13 protein-coding genes and 2 pseudogenes are annotated in these 19,431 nt (G+C 67.5%); 8 read left to right on the top strand and 7 right to left on the bottom strand.

What is annotated here, in order from left to right; translation table 11 throughout:
• The first annotated feature begins 122 nt into the window (after window positions 1-122).
• Window positions 123-3,376 (top strand): annotated as a pseudogene (locus AC5Y5V_RS16265) (helix-turn-helix transcriptional regulator).
• 48 nt (window positions 3,377-3,424) lie between these two features.
• On the opposite strand, the gene AC5Y5V_RS16270 reads toward AC5Y5V_RS16265, so the two are convergent.
• Together AC5Y5V_RS16270 and AC5Y5V_RS16275 are read right to left on the bottom strand one after the other, a co-directional pair.
• Complete coding sequence (locus tag AC5Y5V_RS16270) at window positions 3,425-4,864, bottom strand: SPFH domain-containing protein (protein ID WP_499937157.1); 1,440 nt, start codon at window positions 4,862-4,864, stop codon at window positions 3,425-3,427.
• 198 nt (window positions 4,865-5,062) lie between these two features.
• Window positions 5,063-5,668 (bottom strand): TetR/AcrR family transcriptional regulator, encoded by a 606-nt coding sequence (locus AC5Y5V_RS16275; RefSeq protein ID WP_499937159.1) that lies wholly within the window; start codon window positions 5,666-5,668, stop codon window positions 5,063-5,065.
• 65 nt (window positions 5,669-5,733) lie between these two features.
• Here AC5Y5V_RS16275 and AC5Y5V_RS16280 point away from each other — a divergent pair, with 65 nt between their 5' ends.
• The 7 genes and pseudogenes from AC5Y5V_RS16280 (at window position 5,734) to AC5Y5V_RS16310 (ending at window position 15,250) form a co-directional block, all read left to right on the top strand.
• Window positions 5,734-7,266: a class I adenylate-forming enzyme family protein gene (locus AC5Y5V_RS16280; protein WP_499937161.1), complete on the top strand. Its 1,533-nt coding sequence runs from the start codon at window positions 5,734-5,736 to the stop codon at window positions 7,264-7,266.
• A gap of 176 nt (window positions 7,267-7,442) precedes the next feature.
• Window positions 7,443-7,799, top strand: a complete 357-nt coding sequence (locus AC5Y5V_RS16285; RefSeq protein ID WP_499937164.1) for a DUF4189 domain-containing protein — start codon at window positions 7,443-7,445, stop codon at window positions 7,797-7,799.
• A 125-nt stretch (window positions 7,800-7,924) separates the two neighbouring features.
• Complete coding sequence (locus AC5Y5V_RS16290) at window positions 7,925-8,722, top strand: DUF3060 domain-containing protein (RefSeq protein ID WP_499937166.1); 798 nt, start codon at window positions 7,925-7,927, stop codon at window positions 8,720-8,722.
• 142 nt (window positions 8,723-8,864) lie between these two features.
• The gene (locus AC5Y5V_RS16295; RefSeq protein ID WP_499937379.1) at window positions 8,865-12,881 is read left to right on the top strand and encodes a serine/threonine-protein kinase; all 4,017 of its coding nucleotides are present in this window, start codon (window positions 8,865-8,867) and stop codon (window positions 12,879-12,881) included.
• A gap of 24 nt (window positions 12,882-12,905) precedes the next feature.
• Window positions 12,906-13,100 (top strand): annotated as a pseudogene (locus AC5Y5V_RS16300) (hypothetical protein); the annotation flags it as partial.
• A 100-nt stretch (window positions 13,101-13,200) separates the two neighbouring features.
• Window positions 13,201-14,037: a mycofactocin-coupled SDR family oxidoreductase gene (locus AC5Y5V_RS16305; protein WP_499937169.1), complete on the top strand. Its 837-nt coding sequence runs from the start codon at window positions 13,201-13,203 to the stop codon at window positions 14,035-14,037.
• Window positions 14,038-14,047: 10 nt separating this feature from the next.
• On the top strand, window positions 14,048-15,250 hold the full coding sequence (locus AC5Y5V_RS16310; protein WP_499937172.1) for a cytochrome P450: 1,203 nt from the start codon (window positions 14,048-14,050) through the stop codon (window positions 15,248-15,250).
• Window positions 15,251-15,257: 7 nt separating this feature from the next.
• Here the strand turns inward: AC5Y5V_RS16310 and AC5Y5V_RS16315 are convergent, their stop codons facing one another.
• The 5 genes from AC5Y5V_RS16315 to AC5Y5V_RS16335 all read right to left on the bottom strand — a co-directional run bounded on the left by AC5Y5V_RS16315 (window position 15,258) and on the right by AC5Y5V_RS16335 (window position 19,410).
• A complete protein-coding gene (locus AC5Y5V_RS16315; RefSeq protein ID WP_499937173.1) occupies window positions 15,258-15,872 on the bottom strand; it encodes a TetR/AcrR family transcriptional regulator in 615 nt (204 codons plus the stop codon).
• Between the two features lie 4 nt (window positions 15,873-15,876).
• On the bottom strand, window positions 15,877-16,206 hold the full coding sequence (locus tag AC5Y5V_RS16320; protein ID WP_499937175.1) for a hypothetical protein: 330 nt from the start codon (window positions 16,204-16,206) through the stop codon (window positions 15,877-15,879).
• Window positions 16,206-17,498, bottom strand: a complete 1,293-nt coding sequence (locus AC5Y5V_RS16325) for an aromatic ring-hydroxylating oxygenase subunit alpha (protein ID WP_499937177.1) — start codon at window positions 17,496-17,498, stop codon at window positions 16,206-16,208. Before AC5Y5V_RS16325 ends, AC5Y5V_RS16320 begins: the two co-directional genes overlap by 1 nt.
• Window positions 17,495-18,364 (bottom strand): enoyl-CoA hydratase/isomerase family protein, encoded by an 870-nt coding sequence (locus AC5Y5V_RS16330; protein WP_499937178.1) that lies wholly within the window; start codon window positions 18,362-18,364, stop codon window positions 17,495-17,497. Before AC5Y5V_RS16330 ends, AC5Y5V_RS16325 begins: the two co-directional genes overlap by 4 nt.
• Window positions 18,365-18,444: 80 nt before the next feature.
• Window positions 18,445-19,410 (bottom strand): TIGR03621 family F420-dependent LLM class oxidoreductase, encoded by a 966-nt coding sequence (locus AC5Y5V_RS16335; protein WP_499937181.1) that lies wholly within the window; start codon window positions 19,408-19,410, stop codon window positions 18,445-18,447.
• Window positions 19,411-19,431: the final 21 nt, after the last annotated feature.

The raw sequence follows: 19,431 nt of genomic DNA on the forward strand, positions 1-19,431 counted from the left end.
CCGGGTCGAGTTTTTACGCGTTTTTGCTGATGGTTTGCGGCGTGCGGCGCCGCATGCTGGCTAGCATGAGCGAGACTGATCCCCGCGTGGACATGTCGCTGTTGAACTGGAGCGGTCTTGGCGTGAGCGGGCTTCTACCGACGGGCACGGTGACCCTGCTGTTGGCCGACGTGGAGAACTCGACCGGGCTGTGGGAGTCGCAGCCCGAGCAGATGACGGCGGCCTTTGAGCGGTTGGATCAGGCGCTCGCGAACCTGCTGAGCGCATATGGCGGGGTTCGGCCGGTCGAGCAGGGTGAGGGCGACAGCTTTGTGGTGGCCTTCGCGCGGGCCAGCGATGCGGTGGCCTGTGCGCTGGAATTGCAGCGCGCACCGTTGGCTCCGATCAGCTTGCGCGTCGGGGTCCACACCGGCGAGGTGCAGCTGCGCGACGAGGGCAACTACATCGGTCCGACCATCAACAAGGCGGCGCGGCTGCGCAACCTGGCTCACGGCGGGCAGACCGTGCTGTCCGCGGCGACCGAGGCGTTGGTTGCGGACACTCTGCCCGCCGACGTGTGGTTAACCGATCTAGGCGTCCACGAGCTGCGCGGTATGGCCCGCGCGGAACGCGTTGTGCAGCTGTGTCATCCCGATCTGCGCAACGACTTCCCGCCGCTGCGCCCCGCGAAGAATGTTGCCACGCACAATCTTCCGCCGCTGTTCACGAGCTTTATCGGTCGCGGCGCACAGCTGATCGAGGTGGGCAAGCTGTTAACGCAGAACCGGCTGATCACCCTGACCGGCGCCGGCGGGGCCGGCAAGACGCGCCTCGCGATAGAGGTTGCCAACCGCGTGGCGGGCGACTTTGCCGAAGGCGTCTGGTGCGTGGATCTGGCGCCGATCACCAATCCCGCCGTGGTGCCGGTTGCGGTCGCACGCGCGCTGGGATTGCCCGACCAACCGGGCCGTTCCACGATGGATACGCTGCTGCGGTTCGTTCGTGACCGTCAGATGCTGGTGGTGCTGGACAACTGCGAGCATCTACTCGACGCGTGCGCCCAGCTGGTCATCGCCCTGCTAGGAGGGGCGCCGGGCCTCACCCTGCTCGCGAGTAGTCGCGAACCGATCGGTGTGCCCGGCGAGGCGACGTGGCGGGTGCCGTCGTTGTCGGTGGCCGACGAGGCGGTCGAGTTGTTCGCCGACCGGGCCCGGCTGGCTCAGCCCGGCTTCACGCTTGCCGACGACAACACCGCCGCAGTCGTGGAGATCTGCGCCCGCCTGGACGGGATGCCGTTGGCGATCGAGTTGGCGGCCGCGCGGGTGCGGGCGTTGTCGGTGGCCGAGATCCTGGACAGCCTGCACGACCGCTTCCGGTTGCTGACCGGGGGTGCGCGCACCGCGGTGCGCCGCCAGCAGACGTTGCGCGCCTCGGTGGATTGGTCACATGCGCTGCTCACAGATGCCGAACGGATCCTGTTCCGTCGATTGGCTGCGTTTCTCGGTGGGTTCGACCTTGACGGGGTTCAGGCGGTGGCGGGCGCCGACGGGCTGCAGCGCTACCAAGTCCTCGACCAGCTCACCCTGCTGGTCGACAAGTCCTTGGTGGTCGCCGAAAACATCAGGGGCCGAACGCGATACAGGTTGCTGGAGACTGTGCGCCAGTACGCGCTGGAGAAGCTCGGGGAGTCCGGCGAAGCCGATGCCGTGCGCTCGCGGCATCGCGATCACTACACGACGATGGCCGCCCTGCTTGATGCCCCGGCGGGCCGCGATTACGAGCAGCGCATCGAGCAGGCCGAGACCGAGATCGACAACTTGCGCGCCGCGTTCGGCTGGAGCCGGGAAGGATCTGACGTCGAACTGGCCTTGGCGCTGGCGTCGTCGCTGCAACCGCTCTGGCTCGGCCGGGGCCGTGTCCGGGAAGGGCTGGCCTGGTTCGGCGTCGCCCTCGCCGGCCTCGATACACAGCATTGTGATGTCGCGGCCGAGACGCTGGCGCGGGCGCTCGCCGACAAAGCCGTCATGATCACCGTCGCGGGCGCTGGCGGCGGCTTGGACGAGGCGCAACAGGCCTTGGCGCTTGCGCGGGAACTGGACGACGGGGCCCTGCTGGCAAGGGCGCTCAGCGCGTGTGGCCTGATCGCGGCTTACAACGCCGAGCCGGCAGGGCCGTACTTCGCCGAAGCGGGCGGCCTGGCCCGGGCGTCGGGCGATCAATGGAGGCTCAGTCAGATCCTTGCTTGGCAGACGCGCGGGGCCGTCACGGCGGGCGACCCGGTCGGGGCGTTCGCCACCGGCCAAGAGGGGCGCGACCTCGCCGAGGCGATCGGCGACCGATTCGCGTCGCGGCAGTGCCGCTGGTGCCTCGGCCTGGCACAGACGATGCAGGGTGATCTCACCGGAGCCGCCGCACAATTCGCCGAACTGGTTGCCGAGGCCGAGGCGGCACACGACGCGTTCTACCAGGCCCTCAGCCTTGCGGGTCAGGGCATCGCCCTGGCGTGGCAGGGTAACCCGGGTGCCGCGCGAGTTGCGGCGGACGCGGCAGTCGAGGCGGCCGCCGAGCTGGGTGGAGTTGCCGCGGGCAACGCCTACTTGTGTTGACCGCGGCGGCTTTGGCCGCCGGCGATGCAGGGGTGGCGCAGGACGCGACCGGAGTGGTCTGGCGGCACCACGATGGCCAGCCGGCGACTCGGGCGGTCGGGCGCGCCATCGGTGCGCAGGCCGCGTTGGCCGGGGGAGATCTGGTCGAAGCCCGCCAATGGGTCGACGACGCGGTCAACAAATCGATGGGCTGGTACCTGATTATTGCGCTGATCACACGTGCGCGGATAGCGATCGCAGAACGCGAGCCAGAGCAGGCCGAACGCGACGTCCATGGCTCGCTTGCGATCGCCGCCGATATCAAGGCGTACTTACACACTCCCGATGGCCTGGAGTGCCTGGCCGCGCTGGTCCTGGAGGCCGGTAGTTACCGCGAAGCCGCACGGCTCGTGGGCGCGGCACACGGGGTGCGGCAGCGTATGGGCGAGGTGCGCTTGAAGGTCTGGGACGCCGATTACGAGGCGTCCGTCGAAGCGCTGCAAAATGCCTTGGGCAAGAACGACTTCGACGCAGCATGGGCCGAGGGAGCCGCGCTGTCCACCGAGCAGGCGATCGCCTACGCGCAGCGCGGCCGCGGCGAACGCAAACGGCCCTCCAGCGGCTGGGCGTCGCTCACCCCCACCGAACGTGACGTCGTGCGTCTGGTCAGCGAAGGACTGTCAAACAGCGACGTCGCCGCCCGCCTTTTCGTCTCACCGCGCACCGTGCAGACCCATCTCACGCACGTCTACGCCAAACTCGGCGTCGCATCACGCGTGCAGCTTGCGCAGGAAGCGGTCCGTCGCCACTGAGCGGCGAAGGGGTTGGGCGAAACCGCCCAACCCCTTCCCGAGCGCCCGTCAGCGGTTGGGTGCGTGGTCGTTCTTCAACGCCTTGTCCTCTGCCTTGTCCGATACCTGGCGTAGAACCTGCGCGATGTCGGCGCCGTTGGCCAGTTTGTCGTCGGCGCCGTCGCGCGGCTTGGTCGCGAACATGCTGGTGACCATCTGGTAGATCGGGCCGAGAGCACCGACCAACTCGGCCAGCCCCGCTCCGCCGTTGAGGATGTTGAGGTTGGCGCCCTGCAGGCCGAGGCCCTGCGCCAGCTCGCGGGCGATCTGTGGCATGACCTCTACCCGCTTCGCCTCGATCTGGGCGTTGTTGTTGGCGGCCAGCGCCTCGGCCTTTTTCAGCGCACCGGCGGCCTCGGCCAGTTCATAGGCCTGCTTTGCGACGGCTTCGGCCTCACCCTCGGCGCGGCGGGCGGCGGCCCGGGCCTCGCCTTCGGCGCGGGTGGCTTCCGCCTTGAAGGCTGCGGCATCGCGCTGGGCCTCGGCGTCGAGTTTGACCTTGGACGCTGCGGCCTGGGCCTGCTTCACCTCGCGAGTGGCGGAAGCGTCAGCCTCGTGTCCGGCCCGCTTGGCGGCGGCCTCGGCGGCGCTGGTCTGGGCGTCGGCCTCGATGCGCACCCGCCGGGCCGCGGCCTCGGCCGGCTTGATCTGCTCGGCGATCAGCTCCCGCTCACGCAGCGCGGCGTTGGTGTCGGCCACCGCCTGCCGGCGCTCCAGCACCTGTCGCTCCACGTCGGCCTCGGCCAGCTGGCCCGCCGCGTTGGCCTCGGCGTTGGCCTTGTCCACCTCCGCTTTGATCGCCGCCTGCTTGAGTTGGGTCTCGCGCACCTGGTCGCTCTTCTTGCGCTGGGCCTCCTGGACGGCCTGCGCCGATTCCTGCTCGGCTCGGGCCGCGGCGATGGCCGCGTCGCGCTCGGCCTCGGCGAGAACCGGTTTGGCCAGGTTATCCAGATAGCCGATGCCGTTGTCGTCGAGGTGCTCGATCTGCAGCGAGTCCACCGTCAGGCCCAGCTTGCTCATCTCGAACTGGGAGTGCTCGAGGATGGCCTGGGCAAGTGCGTCACGGTTGCGGTGGATGTCGGTCACCTTCATCGCCCCGACGATGGAGCGCAGGTGCCCGGCGAAGATTCGATTGGTCATTTCCTCCATCTCGCCCTTGCGCTGCTCGCCCAGGAAGCGCTGCGCGGCGGCGTTGACCGAGGTGATGTCGGACTGGACCTTGAAGGCCACCACCGCCTTGAGGTTGAGCGTGATGCCCTCGGTAGAGCGGCAGGTCTCGTCGATATCCACCTTGTGCAGATCCAGACCCAAGAACCGCACCTTGCGGAAGCCGGGCATCACCCACGCACCGTGCCCGATCACCACCTTGAACTGCGCGCCCTCGGTCTTTTGCTTACCGCCCGCGATCAGCATGGCCTGATCGGGACTCGGTACTCGATAACCGAACATTTCGTCGTTCTCCTTGATCTCCTGTGGTTCGAGACTCCTTGCGCCGGAGGCGCTTTGCCGCCGGCAGCGAAGTGTTCGGGGCTCGCGGGAGACTCACACCGCGCCCGTGTCCACTTGCAGTCGGTCAGCGTTGCCCGACGGCGCCGATTGTGCGGCGGGAGACTTGCGAAATACTTGCGGTGACGTCGGCGCGCTGCCTTACGACGGCGACGATGTGATGGTGACGTCAAGCGCGGGAGCCGGGCCCGCCGCCCCACCGGCCAGCCGGCTCCAGAACTGGTCGGCGACGGGGGCCAGCAGGCGCGGTCCCAGTTCGCGCACCATCACGGCCATCGCCTGCAGGTGGTCGGGGGTGTCGGTGGCGGCGAGGCCGCGCGCGCGCAGGCCGCGGACCTCGCTCAGCGTGAAGTCGGCGATCATTGCGATCAATTCGGGGTCGGTTTCGGCCGGGTCCAGCATCGCGCGGCGCAGATAGTTCAGCACGGCTGGCCTGGCGGTCAGCATGGCGTCCACGCTGGTGTCGCGCGCACGGCGGATCGCGGCGGCGGTGCCGTCGGCGGGCGTGGCCGCCAATGTCTGGCGGAGCAAGTCGATGACGTACTGCCGGACCGCGCGGCGCAGGCCCTCTTTGTTGCCGAAGTGGTGAACCACGAGACCGTGCGTCACGCCGGCCGTCGCGGCCACCTCGCGGATGGTCGTGTTGGAAGCGCCCTTGGCGGCGAACAATTCGAGCGCGGCGTTGCGCATGCGCGCCTTGGCGGTGAGATCCGTGGGGTCCCGTTCGACGGTGTCGGTTGTCGCCACGGCTCCTACTATACTGCTGGATAGTCTATTGACCAGTTGGATAGTAATCGCTAGATTCGATGGTTATGCCCACGCTCGCAGGGATATTGGCGACCAACGCGGGTCGCTGTCCGGATCGCCCGGCGCTCGTGTTCGGCGAGCGTCGCTACAGCTACCGTGAGCTTGATGCGGAGGTGAATCGCTCCACGCACGTGCTCGTTGCGGCCGGTCTGCGTAAAGGCGAGCGGATTGTCTTGATGTCGGCCAACAGCGACGCCTTCTACATCGCCCTCTATGCCGCGTGGCGGGTCGGCGCCCTGGTCGTACCGGTGAACCCGGCCGCCCCCGCCGTCGAGCTGCAGTACCTGCTCGACAACTCCGAAGCGGCCCTGCTGGTCTTCGACGAAGGTGCCGCCGGCGCCGTCGGGAGCTGCGCGCAGGCCGCGTCGTTGGCATCGCGGCCGATCGCGCTCGGCCCGGTCGAGGGCTATCCGCAGCTGGCCGCTCTGGCGGCGTCACAACCGGAGGTCCCGCCGACCGTCGACGTCCGCGAATCTGACGATGCCGCAATCCTTTACACGTCAGGCACCACCGGTCGCCCGAAAGGAGCGCTGTTCGATCACCACCGGCTCCTGTGGGTAGGACTGAACGCCGCGCTCATGCTGGGGATTCGGGACGGTGACCGGATCATGCACGTCGCCCCGATGTATCACGCGGCCGACTTGGCGATGCTGGTCGTCGGGGGCACCCACGTCGGCGGCACACACGTGATCCTGCCGGCGTTCAGGCCGGACGCGGTGCTCGATGCGCTGGAGAAGCACGCGATCAACGTCTTCTTCGGCGTCCCAGCCATGTACCAACTGCTGCTGGGCCAGCCCGCACTGGCCGAGCGGGACCTCTCCGCGTGGCGCGTCGGCGTGTTCGGGGCCGCCCCCATGCCGGCGTCGGCCGTGCGGGCGGCCTTGGCTGCGCTCCCGAACCTGGAGCTGATTCAGGCCTGCGGCCAGACCGAGGGCGGCCCCGGCGGAATCTATTCCACCGCAACCGAAGTACGGCAGCGTCCCGACGCCAGCGGGCGCCTCGCGCTGTTCAACACGGAGGCGCGCGTGGTCGACGACGACGGCAACGACGTCGGCCCCGATGGCACCGGCGAACTCGTCATCCGCGGCGAAACCGTCATGAAGGGATACTGGCGAAACCCCGAAGCCACCGCGGAGACCATCCGCGACGGCTGGCTGCACACCGGCGACATCGCCAGGATCGACGCCGACGGCTACATCACCCTGGTCGACCGGCTGAAGGACATGATCATCTCCGGCGGACGCAACATCTACTCGGTTGAGGTGGAGAACGCGCTCGCCGGGCATCCCGCGGTCGCCGAGATCGCCGTCATCTCCCGTCCCCATCCCGTGTACGGGGAAACTGTTGTTGCGGTGGTCAATCCGCAGCCCGGCCAGGCTGTCACGCTTGAGGGGCTGCGCGAATTCGGCGCCGAACGGCTCAGCGCGTACAAGCTGCCCCGCGAGCTCGTCGTCAGGGCCATCCCGCGAAACCCGTCGGGCAAAGTCCTCAAGCACGTACTGCGCGCAGATCTCGTCGCAACTCAGGCAACCTGTTAGGCAGCGTGTTCGAGCCGTGGCCGGCGCAGAGCCGGCCTGGCTCGGCGGAACTGCGTAACCATCCGCCACAAGTCAGGTAGCGGACTACTCACGTGCTTTGGGCTGCCGCGCAGCACGATCAGACTGCACGGCACAAGAACCGAATCGGTTCGGTTTCAAGGAATCTAGGGGGAATCATGAATCGGATACTGCGCGGCGCGGCAGCTGCGAGTGTCATCGCCGCCGGACTGGCCTTCGCGCCGACGGCGAACGCGGACACCACATGGTCGTCGATCTTCATCGAGCACAACGGGGAGCGGTGGGGCGCCGCCGACAACTATCCCAGTGCGGCCGCCGCTCGGGGCGCCGCGAACGATCAGTGCCAACGCACGGGTGCGGCCGTCTGCAACGAGATCGCCACCGGGCAGGGCTGTGTTTCGGCGGCACGCAACAGCACGGGCTGGACGGGGGCGTCCCGGCCGAACAAGGGAGCCGCCGAGGCCGCCGCCCTCGCCGGGCGCCCGGGCGGGCGAATCATGGTCACTCGGTGCTGAATCCGGCGCTCGATTGAACCGGCCGCCCCCTGTAGGACGACGCGGGGGGCGGCCGGCCCGCGTCTGGGCATGTCGGTTGTCGGCGAATCTTCCGTGGCCGGCCATCTGGTGAGAGCATGTGGCAAATGAAGGACGACCCGGAGCAGCGGATCCGTGAGCTGGAGCGCGAGCTCGCCAAGATGAGAATCGGCGGCCCGGCTCCCGTTTACGGCAGCAGCTTCGGGCCCCCGACAAGCCGGCGTCGACCGCGCTGGGGCCTGATCGCGTTGGTCGGGTTGGTGATCGCGTTGCCAATCGCGCTAATACTGGTCGGGGTGCTGAATTCGGTGCGTAACACCCCCGCCAGACAAAGCGCCGGAGCGACGGTCGCCGCGCCGATCACGCTCGAGCGCGGCGCCACGTTCAGCCTCGGTGGCAACAGCAGCACCGACACGATCGCGTGCAACGACAGCCACCTGACACTCAATGCGAACAACAGCACGATCAAGATCACCGGGCACTGCGCCAGCCTGAACGTGCGGGGCTTCGACTCCCGCGTGGACGTCGGCAGCGCCGATCTCGTGGAGGTGTCCGGTTACGGCAACACGATTACCGAGTCCGCCTGCAACGACGGCAAGCTGACCTTCACCAGCTACGGCAACGTCTTCACCGCCGGAGGACACTGCGCCACCTTCACGCTCAGCGGCTACGGCAATCGACTGCAGGCCGGCAGCGTCGACACCATCGACCTGACCAATTTCGGCGGCCGGATCACCGTCACCGGTCAGTGCGGCAGCGTCACCGTTGCCGCCTACGACAACCAGGTGCGGTGCGACAGCGCCGGCACCATCAAAGTCTCCGGCTACGACAACACGGTGACCTACCACAACGGCTCGCCAAAGATCACCACCTCGGGCCAGAACAACGTCGTGAAGCAGGGTTGACGTCACCGATCGGCCTTTTGCCGCCTATCCTGGGGAAACCCCGGAACATCGGGTCGGGAGTTCGTGGAGGTCGAATGGCGGCCGGATCGGCGTGTCAGACGTGTGGCACCTCGGCGGCAGCGACGCCATGAGCCAGACTCGGATGGGGGGAGTGCCGTTCGGCCGGTATCGCCTGCTGGACATCCTGGGCCGCGGCGGCATGGGGGAGGTGTGGCGCGCCTTCGACACCGCCACCGACCGTGTGGTGGCGCTGAAGGTGTTGCCGCCGAATCTGGTTGACGACAAGGTGTTTCAGGAGCGGTTTCGGCGGGAGGCGCGGGCGGCTGCCGGCCTCAACGAGCCGCATGTGGTGCCCATCCACAATTTCGGCGAGGCCGGCGGCCGGTTGTACGTGGACATGCGCCTGATCGAGGGCAACGACCTGCAGACCCTGCTTCTCGACGGGCCGCTGGAACCCGAGCGGGCCGTGAGAATCATCGAACAGATCGCTTCCGCGCTGCACGCCGCGCACCGAATCGGGTTGATACACCGCGACGTCAAACCCTCCAACATTCTGGTCGCCGAAGATGACTTCGCTTATCTCATCGACTTCGGGCTCGCGCGGGCCAGCGGAGACGAGGGCTTGACCAGTGCCGGCAGGACGATCGGCACGTGGGCTTACATGGCTCCCGAACGGTTCGGGTCCGGCGACGTCGACGCGCGCGCCGACATCTACGCCCTGGCGTGTGTGCTGTACCAGGCGTTGACCGGCGAGCGCCCGTTTCCCGTCGAAGGCCTGGAACAGATCGTCGTCGCCCACATGATGCAACCGCCCCCGCGGCCGTCCGATGCGTCGGACGCCATACCCCTGGCGATGGACCAGGTCATCGCCACCGGGATGGCGAAAGAGCCCCAACAGCGTTACGCGACAACCAAAAAACTCGGACAGGCCGCGCGGGCCGCACTGTCCGAGCTGCACCGGCAGCACCGCCCGCCCGCGCGAGCGGCCGACGACGAAACGCTGCAAACCAGCGGCGGCGGTACCGCGGCGACCCTGCAGGCCACCCGCGACGACGCCGCGGCACCACCGGTGGCGGGCGCCGATGCGGCGGCGGAGTACAAGCAGGTGACCGTGCTGTTCGCCGATGTGGCGTATTCAATGGACATTGCGACGGCCGTCGGCGCGGAGAGATTCCGCGAGCTGATGACCGAGATCGTCGATCGGTGTTCGACGGTGGTGCGACGCTACGGCGGCACGGTGGACAACTTCGTCGGCGACGGGATCATGGCGTTGTTCGGTGCGCCGACGGCGTTGGAGGACCACGCGCTCCGGGCGTGCTTGGCGGCGTTGGGTATTCAGGACGAGGCCGCGCGATTGGCCGTCACCGTCGGCGGCGACGGTATCGACCTGCGGATGCGGATCGGCCTGAATTCCGGCGAAGTGATCACCGGCGAGATCGGTTCGGGCGCTTTCGGTTACACCGCGGTCGGCGCTCAGGTGGGGATGGCTCAGGGGATGGAGTCGGTCGCACCGCCCGGCGGGGTGATGCTTAGCGAGTCCACCGCGCGTCTGGTCGAGGGTGTCGCGGAGCTCGGCGAACCGGAGTCGGTGCACGTTCGGGGCTCCGCTGAGCTGGTACGTGCGCGGCCGCTGCTGACAGTGGCCGCACCGGAACAGCTTGCTCACCAGTGGGATTCGACGCTTGTAGGCCGCGGGTGGGAGATGACCATGCTGACGGCGATGTTGGATCGCTCCGTCGCTGGACGTGGCGCCGTGGTCTCGGTGGTGGGTCTGGCCGGAATCGGCAAGACCCGGCTGATCGCCGAAACGCTGGACAATGCGAAAAGCCTCGGCATCGAAGTCTTTTCCAGCTTCTGTGAATCGCACGCCAGCGACGTGCCGTTCCGTGTCGTGGCACGCCTGCTGCGCTCCGTGGCGCAGATCCGTGGCCTGGATGATAGGCAGGCGCGGGCCCGCGTGCGGGCGTTGGTACCCCGGGCCGATCCGCAGGACCTGCTGCTGCTCGACGGTCTGCTAGGCATCGCCGATCCGGAAGTGGTGCTGCCCAAGATCGACCCGGATGCGCGACGCCGACGGCTGACCTTCCTGGTCAGCGCCGTGCTGCTGACACGCGCCGAACCGGCTGTCGTCGTCGTCGAAGACCTGCACTGGATCGACGACGCCAGCGACGCCGTGCTGGCCGACTTTCTGATGGTGGTCGCGCAGACGCGCATGCTGGTGATGCTCACCTACCGACCCGAATACGCCGGCGTCCTACAACACACGGCGGGCGCGCAGGTGATCTCGCTAGCGCCGCTGAGCGCCGCGGAAACGTCGACGCTGGTCGCCGCGCTGCTCGGCGCGGACCCGTCGGTGCGGCAGATCGGAAGCCGCATCGTCGAACGCGCGGCTGGCAACCCGTTTTTCGCTCAGGAGATCATCCGATCGCTCGCCGAACGCGGAGTGCTGGTCGGCGAGCGCGGCAATTACACCTGCAGCAGGGACGTCGCCGACGTGACCGTTCCGGCCAGCCTGCAAGCGGCCATTGCGGCCCGCATCGACCGCCTCAGCCCGTCGGCCAAGCAGGCGCTGGCCGCCGCGGCGGTGATCGGTGCCCGTTTCGGTTCCGATCTGCTGGCGGGCCTGGGTATCGATCTGTCCGTCGACGAACTGGTCAACGCCGACCTCGTCGAGCAGGTGGGCTTCACGGCGCCCGCCGTATACGCGTTCCAGCATCCGCTGATTCGCACCGTCGCCTACGAGTCGCGGCTGAAAACCGACCGGGCCCGCCTGCACCGGCGCCTGGCCGCCATGCTCGAGACGCGCGACCCAGCGGACGTCGACCAAAGCGCCGCATCGATCGCCGAGCACCTCGAAGCCGCCGGCGACGGGTATGAGGCTTACGGCTGGCACATGCGCGCCGCGGGATGGGCGAGCGGCCACGACATCTCCACGGCACGGCTGAGTTGGGAACGCGCCCAACACATTGCGGATGCGCTGCCCGCCGACGCGACGCAACGATCGGCGATGCGGATCGCCCCGCGCACCATGCTGTGCGGGAGCGCCTGGCGCGTGCACGTGGACGACAGAGCCCGCTTCGAGGAGCTGCGTGAGCTGTGCGCCGTCGCCGCCGACAACGCCTCGCTGGCAATCGCCACGGCGGGCATGGTGATCGACCACGCGTATCACGCCCGCATGCTGCAGGCGTCGCGGCTGGCCGCGGAGGCAATGGATCTCGTCGAATCGGTCGATGACCCGACGCTGACGGTGGGGTTGTCCTTCGCCTCGATCTGGGCCAAGACCGAAAGCGCCGAATGGGACCAGGTGCTGCGCTGGTCACAGCGCGTCATCGACCTCGCGAACGGCGATCCGTTGAAGGGCAACCTCATCATCGGATCGCCGCTGTCGGTCGCCCTCGCGACCAGGGCTCTGGCCAGCTACTGCCGGGGTCTTTCCGGGTGGCGTGCGGACCTGCGGCACGGCCTGACGATGGCGCGTAATGCCGATCCGCTCACGTACGCCCGGGTGATCGCCTACGTCTATTTACCTGGCATCCCCGCCGGAGCGCTGAAAGTCGACGATGAGGCCCTGCGCGAGATCGAGGACGCGCTCCCGATCGCGGAACGATCCGGCGACGATTTCGCGTTGGGCTTCGCCCGGATCACGCTCGGCATTGCGCTGCTGCACCGCGCCTCGGACGAAGAAAGGGACCGCGGACGGGCGCTGCTCGCCGATATCGGCAACGAGTACCAGCGCCAGCTGCCGATCGTCAGCGTGTACCTGGCGCGCGACCGCGCCCGCCGCGGCGATCGCGACGAAGCCCTGGCGCCGCTGCGGGAGACCCTCGCCTCCCTGATCGACGAGGGACAGCTGCTGTCATGGGGCGTTCCCGCGACGGGCGCGTTCGTGGAGACCCTGCTCGAGCGGGGGACCGACGACGACCTGGCCGAGGCCGAGGCGGCGATCGACCGCCTGGCGGACGCGTACGGCGGTGGCGCGCTGCCGGTTCGCGAAGTGTGGTTGCTGCGGCTGAGGGCCTTGCTGGCGCGGGCCCGCGGCGAGGACGCTGCGTACGTGCAGTTGCGGGATCGCTACGGCGACATGGCTGCCGCGCAGGATTTGGCGGGGCACATTGAGTGGGCCGATCGCTCGCGCGGGGAATCTACGCCCTTGGGCTGATGTTTTGCCGCCCGCGTGCGCCGCATGCTGGCTAGCATGAGCGAAACCGATCGACGCGCGGACCTGCCGCTGGTGGACTGGAGCGAAGTTGTCGTGAGCGGCCTGTTGCCGACGGGCACGGTGACGTTGCTGTTGGCTGACGTCGAGGGCTCGACGCGGCTGTGGGAGACCCGGCCCGCCGAGATGACCGCTGCCCTCGCGCGGATGAACGAGGCGGTTCTGCTCGCGCAGGCAACCTTGACGACCTCAGTGCGGTGCTGCTAAACATGGCCAAGCTATAAATTTGGGCGATCGCCCAAATCCAGTCGACGGAGGTTGCATGGCGGGCCGGATGGACGGCAAGGTCGCATTCGTGACCGGTGCGGCGCGGGGGCAGGGCAGAAGTCACGCCGTGCGCTTGGCGCGGGAGGGCGCCGACGTCATCGCGGTCGACATCTGCCGCGGAATCGACGGCTCATCCGCACCCGCAGCGACGCCCGAAGACCTGGACGTCACGGCCGGCATGGTCAAGGACGCGGGCGGCCGCGTCGTCACCGCAGAAGTCGATGTCCGCGATTCTGCGGCATTGCAGGCCGCGGTGGACAGCGGCGTCGAACAGCTTGGGCGCCTTGACGTCATCGTGGCCAACGCCGGTATCGGTACCGCGGCGGGCAAGCTGCACAAGACCGACGAGGCGGTCTGGCAGCAGATGATCGACGTCAACCTGAGCGGGGTGTGGAAGTCGGTGAAGGCCGGTGTTCCGCACCTGCTGGCGGGCCGCAGCGGCGGCTCGATCATCCTGACGTCATCGGTCGCCGGGGCCAAAGCCTATTCGCACATGGGCCACTACGTCGCGGCGAAGCATGGCGTGATCGGCCTGATGCGTTCGTTCGCAGTCGAATTGGGTCAGCACATGATCAGGGTAAATGCCGTTCTGCCGACTCACGTGAACACACCCCTGTTGCTGAATGACGCGACCTACCGCGGATTTCGGCCCGATCTGCCCAACCCCGGACCCGACGACCTGGCGCCGGTCTGCCAGACCTTCCACCACTTGCCCATCCCATGGGTGACCGCCGAAGACATCAGCAACGCGGTGTTGTTCCTGGCGTCCGACGAAGCGCGATACATCACCGGTGTCGCGCTTCCCGTGGACGCCGGTAGCTGCCTGAAGTGAGGAAACATCGATGACAGTGGCAAACGACACGGACGTCTACTACGACCCCTACGACACCGGCATCATCGCCGACCCGTACCCGGTGTACGCACGGCTGCGCGACGAGGCCCCGATCTACTACAACGAAAGATACGACTTCTGGGCCGTGTCACGGCATTCCGATGTCGAGAAGGGCCTGGCGAACTGGCAGGTCTTCTCCAGCCGGCGCAGCGACATCCTCGAGCTGGTGCAGTCGAAGTTCGACATGCCCGGCGGTGTCATGATGTTTCAGGATCCGCCTGAACACACGATGCTGCGCAACCTGATGTCGCGGGTGTTCACGCCGCGCCGGATGGCCGAGATCGAAGACCAGATCCGGGCCTACTGCGTGCGGTGCCTCGACCCGCACGTCGGGTCGGACGGCTTCGACATCATCGCCGAGCTCGCCTCGATGATGCCGATGCGGGTGATCGGGATGCTGCTGGGAATCCCGGAGTCCGAACAGATTTCGGTGCGCGACGCCAATGACGCCAACCTGCGCACCAAGCCCGGCGCGCCGCTGAAGGTCGCCAACGCCGACTCGATCGCCGACGGCCGCATCTACGCCGACTACGTCGAGTGGCGATCCAAGAACCCCTCCGACGACCTGATGACGCAGCTGCTCAACGTCGAGTTCGACGACGAGAACGGTGTGCGCCGCAAGCTGACCCGCAAGGAGATCCTGCACTACACCCAGGTGGTGGCCGGTGCGGGCAACGAGACGACGGGCCGGCTGATCGGCTGGCTGGCCAAGGTGCTGGCCGAGCACCCCGAACAGCGCAGGGAGATCTACGAGGACCGGTCGTTACTGACCCGCACCGTCGACGAGACGCTGCGGTTCGAACCCACCGGCCCGCACGTCGCGCGTTGGATGGCAAAGGATTTCGAGTGCTACGGGACGACGGTTCCGTCCGGCAGCGCCATGCTGCTGCTGTTCGGTGCGGCCAACCGCGACCCGCGCCGCTACACCGACCCGGACACGTTCAACATCCACCGGGATAACATCTCGCACATCACCTTCGGCAAGGGGGTGCACTACTGCCTGGGTGCCAACCTGGCCCGCCTGGAGGGACGCGTCGCGCTCGACGAGATGCTCAACCGCTGGCCCGAGTGGGACATCGACTACGAGACAGCGAAACTGGCGCCGACGTCCACCGTCCGCGGTTGGGAGCGGCTGCGGGTCGTGCTGCCCTGATTCGCGCTCAGTCCGACAAGTGCTGCCGCCGGGACTTGGGCGTCGGCATCTCGAACCGGTCCAGGAAGCGGCCAACCAGCGCGACAGCCTCCTCGTGGCCGCCCGAGGTGCCCAGCCCCTGCTCCAGGATCAGCGTGCGCCCGATCGCCGCGATGACGACCGCCAGGCCCGCGGGCGGGAATTCCGTTGGCTCTAGCCCGTGTTCGCGAACGATGAAATTGAGCGCGGTGATCTGCATCTCCCGCCAGCGCTCCGACCAGGCGGCGATCTCGGCCCGGATCTCCTTGCGGTGGTTGGCCAGCCCCATGAACTCCAACAACAACCGGGTGTCCTTCGGTGCGGTGAGGGTGTCCCAGAACGCGTGCAGCGGGCGGTCGGAGGACAGCGCCTCCTGCTGGCGCTCCAGGTAGACCGCGGCGCCACGGCGGAAGACGGCAAGGTACAACTCGTCCATCGTCGGGAAGTAGTAGTGCACCAGCGCCGGTTTGACGCCAGCCGTGGCCGCGACTCGGCGCGACGTCGCCGCGGCGTAACCCTCCTCGAGCATGATCTGAATCGTCGCGTCGACCAGCATGTCTCGCGTCGACGAGTCCCGTGCCTTCGGTCGCTCGGACGCCGTCATCGCCTCACACCGCCGGCTCGGCGACCATGTCGAAGAACGCGGCGCCCGAGTCGGGTATGCGATTCTGCTTGAACACATTGACAGCGTAGGACACCAGGATCATCGAGTAGAGCAGCTGCAGCAGCCTTTCGGCGTCCTCCGGCAAACCTTTGATGTCAAGCGAATTCAGGTGGGCGATCGCCTCTTCGGCCCGTGGTGCGACGGCGTCGTAGAACGCGACGAGTTCGCCGAAGGGCTTCGACAACCGCGCCGCGTAGCGTTCCGCGCGCGTCGGCAGGGCCCAATCGGCCACGAACGGTTCCAGGTCGGCAAAGTCTGGCGGCAATAACGACATCACGCCTCCTCGGCCTGATGCGCGGCGACCGTGTCGCGGATGACCGTGTGGAACTGACGGATCAGCAGTTCCTGGTCGCTGAGATGGAAGGTGTTCTGCGCCCGCGTCTTCAGCGCCGAGTGGGTGGCCTCGATCGTGTTCACATCCTGCATGGCGAACTCGATCGTACTGTCCACCACCAACTCCTGCGCCAGGCGATCGGCGGCGTTGGCCGGCGGCACGAAGTACAGATCGATCTCGTAGATGTGCGAATCAACGGTCTCGGGCCAGTATGTGTAGGTGATGTAGTAGCCGCGCGCCCAGATCTGGACCGAGATGTTCGGGAATATCCAGAACTGGTCGTTGCCCCACGATGCGATGTTGCCCCGGTTGAGAAACTCCGGCTCACCGCCGATGTCCGGGACGTCGTCGGGCCCGAAAAGCCCGGCGCGGAAAAGCTTGTAGACCCAACGCTGGTCCTGACGGGCGGGCCCGGCGGTGCCGGGTTCGCGGGGTGGCAGCGGCGGCGGCCCTGGCACCGACGTGAGCATGTGCGGTCGGAACAGCTCGTAGTGGTACGCGTCGACGGGCGGCACCATCTTCTCGGCCTTGGAAACGTCGGGGTCGATGAACCGGCCGTGCACATACGGCGGGTGGTACCACTCGCAGACCGAATCGACGGCCAGCTTCCAGTTGCCGTTGATCCGCGTGGAGAAGCCGTAGTGCTGCGTCATGAGATGGAACGGGTAGGCCTCGATCGGTAGCAGCCCGTCGCCGAGGAATTCCCGCAGCGGCAACGGATCTGAGGCGAGGTTGACGAAGATGAACCCGGCCCACACCTCGCAGTGCACGGAAGGCATGCCCAGCGTGCTCTTGTCGAGGTCGAAGAACTCCTCTTCGTTGGTGATGTGGTTGACCTTGCCGTCCAGGCCATAGCGCCAGCCGTGGTACTTGCACGAGAACGCGCGACAGGTTCCCGACGACTCGCGGCCGGGATGTTCCTGCCACACCACCTTGTTGCCGCGGTGGGCGCACACATTGTGGAACGCGTGCACTGTGTCGTTCTGGTCACGTGCGATCACGATCGACGCGAGCCGCCCGGGCAGGTCGCGGGTGAAGTACGAACCCTTGCGCGGCAACCGTTCAATGCGGCCGACGCACAACCAGTTTCGCTCGAAGACGGCCTTACGCTCGGCGGCGAAGAACTCCTCTGAAATCGAATCCTCGTAGCTGACCGGCGCCGTCCCCAGTTCGGGGTAGTCGGTGGTGAACTTTCCGCGGCCGGTCGACAGTCGCTGTTGCAGGCTGGTCATGATCGGACCCCATCACTCCAAGGCTCCGCATCCCAGGCCCGATCCAGCGGCGCCATCTCACCGCCGAATGGGAAAAAGGCGCGCTGCGCGTACGTTTCCCGCGCCAGACCGTGTCCGAGCTCGTCAAGGAAGGCCCGCTTGAGCGGGTTTGTGAACAGCTGGCGCGAGTAGCGCAGCGTCAGCGGTGGCCTCTTGACCAGGTCGCGCGCCAGCTCCCACGCGCGGTCCAGCAATCGGTCCTTGGGGAGTACCTCGTTCACGACGCCCCACTCCTTGGCCTCGGCCGCGCCGAGCTTCATGCCGGTAAGCAGGAAGTAGCGCGCACGGGTGTGGCCGGCCAGGAAGCTCCAGATGACGTGCTGGCCGTCGCCGGGCACCTGGCCGCGGGGGAAGTGCGAGGCGTCCTGGAAGTAGGCGTCCTCGGAGGCCAGCACGATGTCGCCGAGCAGCGGAACCTCGGAGTGCATGTTGCACGGCCCGTTGACGGCGCTGATCATCGGCACGTCGACGTCGAGCACGTTGGTGATCAAGTGCCTGGCATACCAGGCCTTTTCGTCGAGCTTGTGCAGGCCGCGGGTGCCGGGCATGAGCAGATAGTCAGGCTTCTCGACGGGGTCGCCGTTGGGCATGCGGCCCCAGTTGGCGTTGTAGTTCTCGCCGGTGCCGGTGTGGATGAGCACCTTGATCTCGCGGTCGCCGGCGATGTCGGCGAATGCGTCCGACATCTGGTCGTGTGCCCGCCAGTCCCACACCAGGCTGCCGCCGTTCGTGTGGCACTGCATAAATAGGATTCCGTCGTCGGAGAGTTCGAGACGAAAGTTCGCGTACTGGTCGTGGTACTCGCTGAACCTGGTCCGCTTTGCCATAGAGCCCGTCCGTCCTCTTGGGCGATCGCCCAAATCGCATAAGGCCTCATGGTCCCACCTCGGGATGCGGTGGTCAAGGTTCAGCGTCCGCGCAGCGCGGCGACCACTGGCGCGAAGGATTCGATCTGCGACTGCTGCACCGTGACGTAGTTGACGCCCAGTGTATCGCGTGCTGAATACAGCTGCTCCACAACGTTTTCCACCGACCCGACCAGAACGTTGGGATGGTTGCGCAGCAACTCGACCGAGATGCCCGTCGCCTTCGCGATGCCCGCCAGCGCGGCTTCGTGGTCGTCGGTCATCTGGGTGAAGTAGGGCGACCCCTCGACGTCGAGGCCGGCGAACCGCTCGCCGGCGGCGTCGCGCACGAAGCCGATCCGGCGCTGCGCGACCGCCACCGGGTCCAGGCCGTCGGCGTCGCGGGCGACGAACGGCACGCTGGACAAGCTCACGATGTCGGCCTCGCGGCCGGCCAGCGAGAGGATGCGCTGACCGCCGCCTCCGATCATGATCGGCGGGTGCGGTCGTTGCACCGGCCGTGGCCGGCCCGCGTACCCGTGCACCTGGACGAAGTCGCCGGAGACCTCCAGTTCTTCGCCCGTCCAGTGAGCCCTGATCAGCGAAACGACCTCGGCGAGTTTGGCGATCCGCCGGCCCGGGCGGTCGAAGGCCACGCCCATCGCGGTGTATTCGACCTCGCTCCAGCCGGCGCCGATGCCCAGTTCCAGCCGGCCGTCGGACAGCAGATCCAGCGTCGCGGCTTCCTTGGCCAGCACGGCCGGCACGTGGTAATCGATGCAGAACACCCGGCAGCCGATGCGTAACGTGTCGGTGAACGCGGCGGCCGCGGCCATCGCCGCGATGGGTGCCAGGTCCTGGCGCGGCGTGCGCGCGGCCCGCTGCGCGGGGCCGGGGCCGAGGTAGTGGTCGGCGAGGAAAAGCGTTGAATACCCCAGGTCTTCGACTTTGCGTGCGGTGTCGCGCCATTCGCGCCCCCCAGCGGCGTTGGTCGCCTGCACCGCAAAGCGAAACGGGGGCCGGTCCATCAACCGAACCCTAGTCGCTTG

The sequence above is a fragment of the Mycobacterium sp. NGS68 genome (assembly GCF_059812195.1).

Coding starts and splice junctions, on each gene's coding strand:
- AC5Y5V_RS16270 (WP_499937157.1), bottom strand. CDS start 4,864: ATGTTCGGTTATCGAGTACCGAGTCCCGATCAGGCCATGCTGATCGCG.
- AC5Y5V_RS16280 (WP_499937161.1), top strand. CDS start 5,734: ATGCCCACGCTCGCAGGGATATTGGCGACCAACGCGGGTCGCTGTCCG.
- AC5Y5V_RS16285 (WP_499937164.1), top strand. CDS start 7,443: ATGAATCGGATACTGCGCGGCGCGGCAGCTGCGAGTGTCATCGCCGCC.
- AC5Y5V_RS16290 (WP_499937166.1), top strand. CDS start 7,925: ATGAAGGACGACCCGGAGCAGCGGATCCGTGAGCTGGAGCGCGAGCTC.
- AC5Y5V_RS16295 (WP_499937379.1), top strand. CDS start 8,865: ATGGGGGGAGTGCCGTTCGGCCGGTATCGCCTGCTGGACATCCTGGGC.
- AC5Y5V_RS16305 (WP_499937169.1), top strand. CDS start 13,201: ATGGCGGGCCGGATGGACGGCAAGGTCGCATTCGTGACCGGTGCGGCG.
- AC5Y5V_RS16310 (WP_499937172.1), top strand. CDS start 14,048: ATGACAGTGGCAAACGACACGGACGTCTACTACGACCCCTACGACACC.
- AC5Y5V_RS16315 (WP_499937173.1), bottom strand. CDS start 15,872: ATGACGGCGTCCGAGCGACCGAAGGCACGGGACTCGTCGACGCGAGAC.
- AC5Y5V_RS16320 (WP_499937175.1), bottom strand. CDS start 16,206: ATGTCGTTATTGCCGCCAGACTTTGCCGACCTGGAACCGTTCGTGGCC.
- AC5Y5V_RS16325 (WP_499937177.1), bottom strand. CDS start 17,498: ATGACCAGCCTGCAACAGCGACTGTCGACCGGCCGCGGAAAGTTCACC.
- AC5Y5V_RS16330 (WP_499937178.1), bottom strand. CDS start 18,364: ATGGCAAAGCGGACCAGGTTCAGCGAGTACCACGACCAGTACGCGAAC.
- AC5Y5V_RS16335 (WP_499937181.1), bottom strand. CDS start 19,410: ATGGACCGGCCCCCGTTTCGCTTTGCGGTGCAGGCGACCAACGCCGCT.